Annotated in this window: 9 protein-coding genes and 1 pseudogene; 2 read left to right on the plus strand and 8 right to left on the minus strand. The window is 69.2% G+C overall.

The genetic code is table 11. The features are described from left to right. Nucleotides 1-39: 39 nt before the first annotated feature. The 3 genes from K8O92_03665 to K8O92_03675 form a co-directional block, all read right to left on the minus strand. Nucleotides 40-351, minus strand: coding sequence for a hypothetical protein (locus K8O92_03665; GenBank protein UAK33108.1), 312 nt, complete (start codon nt 349-351; stop codon nt 40-42). 205 nt (nt 352-556) lie between these two features. Next, nucleotides 557-862, minus strand: coding sequence for a hypothetical protein (locus K8O92_03670; GenBank protein ID UAK33109.1), 306 nt, complete (start codon nt 860-862; stop codon nt 557-559). Between the two features lie 88 nt (nt 863-950). Next, nucleotides 951-1,142 carry a PspC domain-containing protein gene (locus K8O92_03675; GenBank protein ID UAK33110.1) on the minus strand — a complete coding sequence of 64 codons (192 nt, stop codon included), beginning with the start codon at nt 1,140-1,142 and terminating at the stop codon, nt 951-953. A 148-nt stretch (nt 1,143-1,290) separates the two neighbouring features. On the opposite strand from K8O92_03675, the gene K8O92_03680 reads away from it, so the two are divergent. Continuing rightward, nucleotides 1,291-2,946, plus strand: a complete 1,656-nt coding sequence (locus K8O92_03680) for an ATP-binding cassette domain-containing protein (GenBank protein UAK35415.1) — start codon at nt 1,291-1,293, stop codon at nt 2,944-2,946. Nucleotides 2,947-3,036: 90 nt separating this feature from the next. Here the strand turns inward: K8O92_03680 and glmM are convergent, their stop codons facing one another. From glmM to K8O92_03705, 5 genes and pseudogenes are all read right to left on the minus strand, one after another. Further along, nucleotides 3,037-4,413: a phosphoglucosamine mutase gene (glmM, locus tag K8O92_03685; protein ID UAK33111.1), complete on the minus strand. Its 1,377-nt coding sequence runs from the start codon at nt 4,411-4,413 to the stop codon at nt 3,037-3,039. A gap of 216 nt (nt 4,414-4,629) precedes the next feature. Next, a complete protein-coding gene (rpsI, locus tag K8O92_03690; GenBank protein UAK33112.1) occupies nt 4,630-5,148 on the minus strand; it encodes a 30S ribosomal protein S9 in 519 nt (172 codons plus the stop codon). After that, nucleotides 5,145-5,588, minus strand: a complete 444-nt coding sequence (gene rplM / locus K8O92_03695) for a 50S ribosomal protein L13 (GenBank protein UAK33113.1) — start codon at nt 5,586-5,588, stop codon at nt 5,145-5,147. The genes rpsI and rplM overlap by 4 nt, the downstream gene beginning before the upstream one ends. Before the next feature lie 1,019 nt (nt 5,589-6,607). Then, nucleotides 6,608-7,447, minus strand: a pseudogene (locus tag K8O92_03700) (hypothetical protein). 100 nt (nt 7,448-7,547) lie between these two features. Continuing rightward, nucleotides 7,548-10,040, minus strand: a complete 2,493-nt coding sequence (locus K8O92_03705) for an ATP-binding cassette domain-containing protein (protein UAK33114.1) — start codon at nt 10,038-10,040, stop codon at nt 7,548-7,550. A 103-nt stretch (nt 10,041-10,143) separates the two neighbouring features. Between K8O92_03705 and K8O92_03710 the strand changes: the two genes are divergently transcribed. Further along, on the plus strand, nt 10,144-11,589 hold the full coding sequence (locus tag K8O92_03710) for a metallopeptidase (protein UAK33115.1): 1,446 nt from the start codon (nt 10,144-10,146) through the stop codon (nt 11,587-11,589). The last annotated feature ends 1 nt before the right edge of the window (nt 11,590 follow it).

Here is an 11,590-nt window from a genome sequence, read left to right on the forward strand (position 1 = left end):
TGTGGCGTCGCTGGTGCGAACACTTGTCATTCGGCGGTTTCATGTCTTGTTCGTCTCGGAGGCGCGTTGCTGGTCGGTCTCGGCGTATGCCACTACGGCGGCGCCGAGCGCGTCGGCGGTCGCGGTGGTGGCGTCGCTCCAATTCCGCAGCCATGCGCTGATTCGGTCCAGCCCCTGATGAACCGCCGTTCCCTGCGGCGCGTAGTTGCGGCCCGCCTCGCCGGCGATGCCGAACCGGTGATCGGCGACTCGCACGGCTTGGTCGCGGACGGCGTCCGCCGATCTCCGGTAGTCGCTGCCCAGCGCACCGAGCTCCCCCGTCCGGACACCGACCATCTCCGACCCGCCCACGATTCCCCTCCATCCTCGTAGTGTCATTGCGCCGACGCGAATCTCGTTCGCGCCTGATTCCGCCGTACTTCCTTCGACGCAACACGCCGACACCCGGTTCCCCCGAATTTCGCGCCGGCGGCACAACGATCATGGCGGCCGAACCGCTCGTGTCGGATCGTTGGACGTGGGCGCGTCCGAATCGGTTCCTCCGCTGCCGGTTCGGCTAGCCGCCGATCCGGCCATGATCGGTGCGAACCCACTCGGAGGTGCCGTCGGGGTGGCGGTGGAATTCCCATGCGGCGTAGTCGCCGTCCTTCTCCACCACGGTGACGTGGTCGGCGAAGCCGTCGTGGTCGTAGTCGGTCCAGACGTGCATCGCCTCCTCGCCCGTCGTGGTGATGGTGTCGAGGGTGCCGTCGCCGTCGATGTCCTGGGTCGGGTGATGCAGTTCGATCGCACCCAATCCACCGAGCGACGAGGACGCGTCGATGCCGGGTATATCCAGACCGGGGAATTCCGAGGTGATCATGACTCCTCCTCAGCAGGACTCGTACGGTGCCGCACAAGCGGCATCATCCCATCCTGACAGCCGAGCGGGCTCGGCGCAGCCTTCCAGCTCACTTCTTCGGCATCACCAGCCACAGTACGAGGTAGAGGATGAACTGCGGACCGGGCAGCAGGCACGACACCACGAACAGCAGACGGACGACGTTGGCATTCCAGCCGAGGTAGTCGGCGATGCCACCGCAGACGCCCGCGATCCACTTGTCGTGGGCGGAACGGGCGAAACGGCGGGTGGGGACGGTCATTGGTCTTCCCTCTCTGGCGGTGATCGCTACGACCTCCACTGTCCTCGCCGCCGCAGGCCGCGCCATCGGCCCGGCGGGCGATACCGACCCTGATTTCTCCCGGGGGCCGACCTCAGGGTGCGACCCTGAGCACGGCAGACTCGTGCTGGTGAGCACCACTCTGCATGCCCGCGGCCTGTCGGCCGGTCACGGCGAGCGCACGCTGTTCGCCGACCTCGATCTGACCCTCGCGCCGGGCGACGTGATCGGCCTGGTCGGCGTGAACGGCGCGGGTAAGTCGACGCTGCTGCGCATGCTCGCCGAGCGGCAGGCGCCGACGGGCAGCATCACGCTCAGTCCGCCGGACGCGACGGTCGGTTACCTGGCGCAGGAGGCGCAGCGTGTCGCGGGTGAGACCGTCTTCGATTTCCTCAGTCGCCGAACGGGAGTCACCGCGGCCCAGCGGACGATGGACGCCGCGGCCGAGCGACTCGCCGAAGGCGGGCCGGACGAGTACTCCCCCGCGCTGGATCGCTGGCTGGCTCTCGGCGGCGCCGACTTGGACCAGCGCGCCCACGAGGTGGCCGCCGACCTCGGCCTCGCCGACAGCCTGCCGAGCGGCCTGGACACGCCGATGACCGGTTTGTCCGGTGGCCAGGCCGCACGCGCCGGGCTGGCCTCGGTCCTGCTGTCGCGCTTCGACATCCTGCTGCTGGACGAGCCGACCAACGACCTGGACCTGGACGGCCTGGCCCGGCTGGAGCGGTTCGTCGCGGGCGTGCGGGTGCCGCTGATGGTGATCAGCCACGATCGGGAATTCCTGGCGCGCACCGTGAATCGCATCGTGGAGCTGGACCTCGCCCAGCAACAGGTAGGGCAGTACGACGGCGGTTACGAGTCGTATCTGATGGAGCGCGAGATCGCTCGGCAGCACGCGCGCGAGTCCTACGAGGAGTACGCCGACACCAGAGCGAGCCTGGAGGCCCGCGCGCAGATGCAGCGCAACTGGCTCGAGCACGGCGTCCGCAACGCACGCCGTAAGGCGCGTGATCCCAGGAAGTTGGATTCGGACAAGGCAGGCCGCAAGATGCGGGCCGAATCGACCGAGAAGCAAGCCGCCAAAGCCAGGCAGACCCAGCGCCGCATCGAACGATTAGAGGCAGTGGAGGAGCCGCGTAAGGAGTGGGAGCTGCGCATGAGCATCGCCACGGCCCCGCGCAGCGGCTCGGTGGTGGCGACGCTGTCCCGGGCGAGGGTCACCCGCGGCGACTTCACGCTGGGACCGATCACCACCCAGGTCGACTGGGCGGACCGCATCGTACTCACCGGGGCGAACGGCTCCGGGAAGTCCACCTTGCTGGCGTTGTTGCTGGGTAAGCTCCGGCCGGACAGCGGGACCGCGAGCCTGGGCTCCGGTGTGGAGATCGGGGAGGTGGACCAGGCACGCGAACTTTTCCGCGGAACCGCCGCCTTGGCCGACACATTCGGGGCCGCGGTACCCGACCTGCCGGAGGCGGAAGTGCGGACACTGCTGGCCAAATTCGGTCTGCGCGGCCCGCACGTGCTGCGGCCGTGCGACACCCTCTCCCCCGGTGAACGCACCCGCGCCGCCCTCGCACTGCTCCAAGCCCGCGGGGTGAACCTGCTCGTGCTGGACGAGCCGACCAACCACTTGGACCTCGTCGCCATCGAACAGCTGGAGCAGGCCGTCGAATCGTTCACCGGCACACTCTTGCTCGTCACCCACGACCGCCGCATGCTCGACACCGTCCGCGCGACCCGTCGCTGGCACATAGCTGCCGGCGTACTCACCGAGACGCACTGACACCCGGCGCGCGTATCCTGCCCAGCGCACCGCAATTCCCGTTTCGAGCGAAGCGAGACCGCACACCCAGCGCCGAAGGCGCCGGCGAAATCACACAGCCGCTACCCGTTTGGCGAGATCGTCCGCCAGCTGCCGCGCCTGCGCCGGATCGGTGGCCTCCACCATCACCCGCACCAGTTCCTCGGTGCCGCTGGGCCGCAGCAATACTCGTCCGGAGTCGCCGAGCGTCCGCTCCGCCTCCAGCACCGCTTCCCGCACCTCCGGTGCGCGCGCGACCACGGCTTTGTCGCTGACCGGCACGTTCACCAGGATCTGCGGCACGGTTTGCAGCACACTCGCCAGGTCGGCCAGAGTGCGCCGGGACTGCGCCATCCGGGCCATCAGGCGCAGGCCGGTCAGGATGCCGTCACCGGTGGTGCCGTGGCGGGGGAACACCACATGCCCCGACTGCTCGCCACCCAGCGTGTAGCCGCCGCGCCGCAACTCCTCGAGCACGTAACGGTCGCCGACCGCGGTGGTGCGCAGAGTGATTCCGGCCGCGCGCATGGCGATGTGCAGACCGAGGTTGCTCATCACGGTGGCGACCAGGGTGTTTTCGGCCAGCTCGCCCGCCTCGTGCATGGCCAGCGCCAGGATGGCCAGAATCGCGTCACCGTCGACCACGTTGCCGTAGGCGTCGACGGCCAGGCAGCGGTCGGCGTCGCCGTCATGCGCCAGGCCCAGGTCTGCCCCGTGCTCCACTACCGCGGCCCGCACCTGGTCGAGATGGGTCGAGCCGCAGCCGTCGTTGATGTTCAGCCCGTCGGGTTCGGCGTTGATGGCGATCACTGTCGCTCCCGCCTCGCGATACGCGGCGGGCCCCACCTCGGCGGCGGCGCCGTGCGCGCAGTCGACCACGACGGTCAGCCCGGACAGGTCCTGGCCGGTGGCCTCCACCAGGTGCTCCACGTAACGCTCGTGGGTGCCCGCGAGGCTGTACTGGTCCGGGATGACCAGCCCGTGATCCCGCGCGCCCGCCGCGCTGCGCACCCGTCCGATACCGGCGCCGGTCGGGCGGAACGGCGTGTCCGCGGCGACGAGCGCCTCGATCCGGTCCTCGATCGCGTCGTCGAGTTTGTGCCCGCCCGCGGCGAAGATCTTGATGCCGTTGTCCGGCATGGGGTTGTGCGAGGCGGAGATCATCACGCCGAGACAGGCATCGTACAGACCGGTGAGGTAGGCGACGGCCGGCGTCGGCAGCACTCCCACCGAGAGCACGTCCACGCCCGCCGCGGTCAGGCCGGCGGTCACCGCGGCCTCGAGCATCTCTCCGCTGGCCCGGGGATCGCGGCCGACCACCGCGAGCGCACGCTTCTTGCCCCGGCTCAGGATCTGCGCGGCCGCTCCGGAAACGCGCAGCGCGAACTCCGGACTCAGCGACTCGTTGGCAAGCCCGCGGACTCCGTCGGTGCCGAACAACCGTCCCATACCTCGCCCCTCATTGGTGATCCGTGACGTGAGCGTCGGCCCTGGGAGGCACCGGACTGTGCACCATGCAAGCCCCACGCACGCCACATCTTCATACAGCGCGAGAGCAGGCGACCAGCTGTTCGCTGGAAGCCTGCTCTCGTACAGCTGCCGCGTCGACCGTACCGCCTCCGGCACCGCGAGGGCGCCGGATGCGGAGGGCCGACGATGCCGAAATCAGCGCTTCGAGTACTGCGGCGCCTTGCGCGCCTTCTTCAGACCGTACTTCTTACGCTCGGTGGCACGCGGGTCACGAGTCAGGAAGCCGGCCCGCTTGAGGGCGGGACGATCGTCCGGGGTGACCTCGATCAGCGCGCGGGCGATGGCCAGCCGCAGGGCGCCTGCCTGGCCGGACGGGCCGCCGCCGACCAGGCGGGCGTGCACGTCGAAGTTCTCGGTGCGCTCGACGGTCACCAGCGGCGACTTGACCAGCTGCTGGTGCACCTTGTTCGGGAAGTAGTCCTCGATGGTGCGGCCGTTGAGCACGAAGTTGCCGGAGCCGGGCAGCAGGCGCACGCGCACGACGGCCTCCTTGCGGCGGCCGACGGTCTGCACCGGGCGGTCGATCACGACCGGAGCGTAGGTCTCGGAAGAGTCCGAAGCCTCGGAGTCCTCGTAACCCGCACCGTCCTCGACGGGCTCGGCAGCGTCGAATTCCTCGACGAAGTCCTCGTTGAATTCCTCGGGAGCGGTCACTGGGCCACCTGCTTGATCTCGAACGGAATGGGCTGCTGGGCGGCGTGCGGGTGCGTGGGGCCCGCGTAGACCTTCAGCTTGCCCGCGATGGCGTTACCGAGCTTGTTCTTCGGGATCATGCCCTTGACGGCCTTCTCCACGAGCCGATCGGGACGGGTCTCCAACACCTGACCGACGGTCCGCGACTTGAGGCCGCCCGGGTGCCCGGAGTGGTGGTGGATCAGCTTGTCCTGCCGCTTGTTGCCGCTGATGGCGACTTTGTCGGCATTGATGATGATGACGAAATCGCCACCATCGACGTGCGGGGCGTAGGTCGGCTTCGTCTTGCCACGCAGCAGATTCGCTGCCTGGACGGCGAGACGGCCGAGCACTACGTCAGTGGCGTCGATGACGTACCACTTACGGGTCACGTCACCCGCCTTGGGGCTGTACGTAGGCACAGTGCTTCCCTGTCTGTCGTCGGTGTTGCCAGCCGAGCGTGCGGTCGAGAATGTTCCCGGCGGCCGGTGGAGACCCGGGGCTCGGTGGACGCTCGGGCGATCCACCAGGGATCGACCGGACGTTCCACACGCCAACGAGCCACGATACCAGTGGGGTATCGCGGGAAGAAATCGCGTCAGATTTCGATCGGCGGACCGAAGTCCATGGCTCCGGGCGGGCCGGGGACCAGGTAACGCAGGGTGTCGACGTCCGGCCGCCCGCACTCGGCGACGCTTTCGTGGACTTCGGGCCCGTTCCCCCGCGCTGTGGTGACTCCCGGTCTGGGCTTGGTGATCGCGTAGGGGACGCTCGGACACGCGACCGGCTCGGCCGCACCGTCGGCGGCCATCTCCTCCGCGACCACCGATCCCGTGTCCCCCACGACCTGCCGCGCGGTCAGCTCGACCCGATCGCCTCCGGACTGAAGCGCGACCACGGCCAGTGCCACTGCCCCGGCGACGGTGTTCGCTCCGAACAAATTGCCCTTCATCTTGTTCCAGAGCTTGCCCTTGCGGTGCCGATCGTCCGCATCGGACTCCGGGTCCTGCCAGGCGCCCTGGCGCTGTCCGCCATGTAACGGCTCCGGTGCGCCCGAGTAGGGCGGCTGCGGGCCCAGCGGCGGCACCGGCCCACCGGGCAGCGGCCCCGACGGCGGGCCCGCGAGGTCGCTCTGCGGACGCCCGGTCTGCTGCTCGTCGGGCGCGCTCGGCGGCCGGGTGAAGCGACTGCCCAGCTCGGCGAGGTTCGGCGGGAGACCCCGCGGCGCGTCGTCGCGTCCGATCCTGGTCGTCGCCTCGTCGTGCTGGGTCGGGTATCCCGGCCCGTACTGGACGCCGGGCACCGGCCCGGTCGATCGCTGTCCGGCGTCCGCGGGTTGCGGCGGCGGCCCGGGGTACTCGGCTCGGGGCCGCGCGTCCACCGGGCGCTGCGGGACAGGCTCGGCATGCCTGCCTGCCTGCTCGGGCTCCTCGGCTTCGGTGTCGCTGACCAGCAGGTGCGCCGCGCCGAGCACGAGCGCGTGCATCGGATGGTCGGCCACGTGCAGCCGGTGGCCGAGATGGTTCTGGAAAGCCAGGCGCAACGCGTCGTTGAAGCGCACGTTGCCCGACAGCAGGACCGTCGAGGTGTCCGCGCCGATCGAACGCGCCGCGGCCATCACCTCGATCACCACGTCGTCCGCCGACCTGGCATCGCGCATGGCCTCCGCGTCGACCGGAACGTCGACCGACTCGGTGGGCTGCTCGTCGTCGCCGTGCACCGCGACCACCAGCATGCTGCGGCCGTCGGAGTACACGCCCGTCGCGCCGATGCCGTGCGGCATGGAGCGGTCCGGCGGGTGCACCAGTCCGAGCGCTCGGACGTAGCCGGACAGCGCGACGCTCTCCGGCAGCGGCTCCACCATCACGTCGAGCTGTTCCACCATCGAGGCGTATACCTCGACCTTCTCCTCCGGCCAGTGGTCCGGGAAGGGCAGCGCCACCAGGTCCGGTTTGCCGCGCAAGTGTTTGCCGATCTCCGCGAGCGGGTTGTACATGCGCGCGCGGAAGACCAGCTCCGCGGGCCACGTCGCGCCCGCGACCACGATCTGCGGATGTCCGAGGATGTCGCGCACGTCGGCGATCGCCATTCCGAGATCCGGCCTGTTGCGTTCCACGCCCGCCGTATGCAACCGGCCCGACGAATCCGCCAGCAGATAGGCCGGCGGCGTCCACATACCCTCCACCTGCACCGGGCGGATGGGGATGCCACCGCCACCGGCCGCCACAGACACCACATCCCAGCCGAGATGCACTGCCCCTACTCGCACCGTCACAGGCATAAGTGTGCCCGGTTCGCGGCCGAGATGCTCGTCGTTGCCCTCCCGCGCCGCTCGGAGCCGCTTTCGCGCACCGGGGCGCCCGCGAACGCTCGAAGCCGCGTCACGCCGCCGACTTCTTCAGTCGCAAGCGGCGCCAGGTGAGGACCGCCAGTACCACGGTGATCAACAGCAGCACGCCCGCGTCCAGCGCCCAGATCTCCGGTTTGTGCTGCCAGAGAGTGTCGGGCTGCGCGTTCAGGAACAACTCACGGACGTTCACCGTCGACGCACCGGCCGCGTAGCCCCAGCGCGCCGGGAACAGCCAGGACACCTGCTCCAGCACGATGCGGCCGGTGACCGGGATCAGACCGCCCGCCATCACCAGCTGGCACATGATGGCCACCACCAGCAACGGCATCACCTGCTCGTTCGACTTCGCCAGCGACGAGAGCAACAGGCCGAGGACCACGCAGCAGATCGCGGTCAGCGCGATGTCGATGTACAGCTCCGCGCTGCCGGAGGCCAGCACCGCCCCCTCTCCAGGACGCTTCTTGCCCGCGAGCACGATGCCGACCAGCACCGCTGATTGCAGCAGCGCGGTCAGGCTGAACACGGCGATCTTCGCCATCAGGTACGCCGAAGGCAGCAGCCCGACAGCGCGTTCGCGGTGGAAGATGGTCCGTTCGCCGACCAGGTCGCGCACTGTGAGCGTGGAGCCCATGAAGCAGGCGCCCAGAATGAGCACCACCAGTAGCTGCTGCGTCTCACTGCCGCCCTCCGGCACGAATGTGCCGTCCGGCAGCGCTTTCAACGCGCCGCGTTGGAAACCGTTCTGCCCCGGCACCACCAGCGAGAGCGCACCGAGGATGAACGGCAGGATCACGAGGAACGTGAGATAACCGCGGTCGGCCAGGATCAGCCGGATCTGACGGCGCGCCAGGGTCGAGAACTGCTTTCCGCGACTGGACTGCGGTGGACTGCCCGCGGACCCGTACGGCTGCGGAGGCGGCGGAGGCGGCGGTGCGAACGCCTGCCGGGAGCGATAGGCCGCGAACGCCTGATCCGGGTTGGCCGCGACGTTGGCGAAGATCTCCGCCCAGTCGCTGGTGCCGAGCGCCGCGCCGACACCGGCCGGGTTGCCGCAGTAGGCGGTCTTGCCGCCGGGGGCCAGCAGCAGCACCTGGTCGCACATGTCCAGGTGCGCCACCGAGTGGGTCACCACGATCACCACGCGGCCGGCGTCGGCCAGCTCGCGCAGCATCACCATGACCTGGCGGTCCAGTGCCGGATCGAGGCCGGAGGTCGGTTCGTCCAAGATCAGCAGCGACGGGCCGGTCAGCAACTCCAGCGCCACCGAAGCGCGTTTGCGCTGACCGCCGGAAAGGCGGTCGACCCTGGTGTCGGCGTGCTCGGTGAGCGAAAGCTCCTGCAATACACCGTCGATGACCTTCTGCCGGTCCTGCTTGCTGTTGTCCCGGGGCAGCCGCAGCTCGGCCGCGAAACCGAGCGCCTGGCGCACCGTGAGCTGGCGGTGCAGCACGTCGTCCTGCGGCACCATGCCGATGCGGGAACGCAGCGCCTCGTACTCGGCGTGCAGGTTGCGCCCCTCGAAGGTGACCACGCCGCCCGAGGGCCGGGTGGTGCCTGCGATCAGGCGCGACAGCGTCGACTTGCCCGCACCGGAGGGCCCGATCAGCGCGGTCAGCGTCCCGCGACTGGCCGACATGTTCACGTCGACGAGCAGTTGCTTGTTGCCCTCGACGGTGAAGCCGACCCCGTGCACCGCGAGGCCCTGCTCGGCGACCGGCTTCTGCCGGTGCACCAATGTGCCCTGCTGGACGACGAAGTCGACGTTGCCGACGGTGATGATGTCCCGTTCGCGCAGCACCACCCGCTGCTGGCGGTGGCCGTTGACGAACGTGCCGTTGGCCGAACCGAGGTCCTCGATGGTGAGCCCCTCGGCGGAGGCGACCAGACGGGCGTGCTTGCGCGAGGCCAGCGGATCGTTGACGACGATCTGGTTGTCGGTGGTGCGGCCGATGCTCAGCCCGGTCTGCGGGATCCGGTCGGCGCGGGCGATGGGCGCCGTGGCGGCCCTGGCCCGGACCGGCGGCATGTTCGAGGTCTCGGCCCTGGTCGTCATGTTGACGTTCAGCGCGGGCGCGGGCGTGTCCTGCGGCGGGGAATAGTGCGGACGCTGGAACTGCTGCGCGGGTCGCCGGACCGCCTGCGGCGGCGGACCGGGCTGCGCCTGGGGCGCCTGCTGCGGGGGTCGCACCGAAGGCCGGTGCGGTGGTTGCGGGCTCGCCGGCAGCAGATGCAACAGCGGACCGCTGATGGCGTCACCGAGCCGGACCTGGGTTGGCCGGTCGATCGACACCGGCTGGGTCAGCCTGCGCGCGTCGACGAACACCCCGTTGGTGCTCCTGTTGTCGGTCAACACCCAGGCGCTGCCCTGCCATGCCAGCGTCGCGTGCACACGAGAAACGAGCGGGCTGTCGACGAACAGCGTCACCTCTGGCGCGCGGCCCATCGTGACCTGCTGGCTCGAATCGAATACTCGTTCGTTTCCATCATGGCGCACGGTGATGGTCTGCGCCCCCGGTGAAGACATGCAGCGGATACTATTCCATCACCCGGACATCGGCGGTGCCCCCGATGCGCCAATTGCCGCGATCCGGCGACGTGAACGCTGTACCGGTCGACGAGGGGGAACCTTGCCGAGAGTGGGAGCGACCTCGCTGGTCGCGGCGCTGCTGGGTGTTCTGATACTGGCAGGGGGCTGCACCCGAGTGGTCGACGGCCGCGCCGTATCCGTCTACGACGATCCGTTCAAGGTCGCCGGACTGCCGACCACGAGCGGACCCAGCGGACCGCGCACCGGCGTCCCGGACAGCCCACTGACCGCGACGAATGGCGACGGCGGGGCCGTGGACACGCTGGCGCTAAACGCCGTCGACGACATCCAGACCTACTGGCGCGGCGAGTTCGGCAAGGAATTCCAAGGCGAGTTCAAGCCGGTGGAGAAGCTGCTGTCGTGGAGCGCGAAGGCTGGGCGCAGCGAGGCGGTCGAGTTCTGCAAGGAGACCACCTACCGCTTGGTGAACGCCGCCTACTGCCGCTTGGACAATTCCATCGGCTGGGATCGGTCGGTGCTGCTTCCCACCATGGAGGAGGCCTTCGGCAAGATGGCGGTGGTGATGGTGCTCGCGCACGAGTACGGGCACGCGGTGCAGACCATGGCCAAGATCGTCGGGCCGAAGGACCCGGTGATCGTCAAAGAGCAGCAGGCGGACTGCTTCGCGGGGGCGTTCATGCGGCACGTCGCCGAAGGCAAGGCCCGGCACTTCACGATCAACACCTCCGACGGCCTGAACTCGGTGCTCGCCGCCACCGTCGCCATCCGCGACTCCGACCCCGACGACCCGGAGAGCGTGCACGGCTCGGCCTTCGAACGCGTCACCGCGGTGCAGATCGGTTTCACCGACGGCCCCAAGGGGTGCAAGGGCATCGACCAGGACGAGATCGACCAGCGCCGCGCGAACCTGCCCCAGAGTTTCAGCGACGACCAAGGGCACGGTGAATTCCCGATCACCAAGGAAAGCCTGATCGAGCTCACCAAAGCGCTCGAGTTCATTCTGCCGGTCGATCACGAGCCGACCTACGACTACTCCCGAGCGAAGATCGAATGCCGCAACGGCGTGGTCACCGAACCGGTGTCGTACTGCCCCGCGAAGAACACGATCGCCGCGGACATTCCCGGGCTCGCCGAGCGGGGTACCTCGAACTCCGGCGAGGACGACCCGCTGCCGCTCAAAGTGACCGGCGACTACAACGGCTACATCGTGTTCATCTCCCGATATACCCTGGCCGTCCAGCAGAGCCGCGGCCAGAGCCTGGTGGGCGCCAAGACCGGACTGCGCGCGGCTTGTCTGTCCGGAGTGGTCACCGGCAAGCTCGCCGAATCCGGCCGACCGGTGAGTCAGGGCGATATCAAGCTCGCCGCAGGCGACCTGGACGAGGCGGTATCGGGTCTGCTCACCGACGGCTTGGCCGCGAGCGACGCCCAAGGCAGGACCGTTCCCAGTGGTTTCTCCCGGGTCGAGGCCTTCCGCGCGGGCGTCCTGAACGGCGAGAGCATCTGCGCCGCACGCTATGCCTAGC

It is taken from the genome of Nocardia asteroides, from assembly GCA_019930625.1.
GTDB classification, from domain to species: Bacteria; Actinomycetota; Actinomycetes; order Mycobacteriales; family Mycobacteriaceae; genus Nocardia; species Nocardia sputi.

Coding starts and splice junctions, on each gene's coding strand:
- K8O92_03670 (UAK33109.1), bottom strand. CDS start 862: ATGATCACCTCGGAATTCCCCGGTCTGGATATACCCGGCATCGACGCG.
- glmM (UAK33111.1), bottom strand. CDS start 4,413: ATGGGACGGTTGTTCGGCACCGACGGAGTCCGCGGGCTTGCCAACGAG.
- K8O92_03675 (UAK33110.1), bottom strand. CDS start 1,142: ATGACCGTCCCCACCCGCCGTTTCGCCCGTTCCGCCCACGACAAGTGG.
- K8O92_03705 (UAK33114.1), bottom strand. CDS start 10,040: ATGTCTTCACCGGGGGCGCAGACCATCACCGTGCGCCATGATGGAAAC.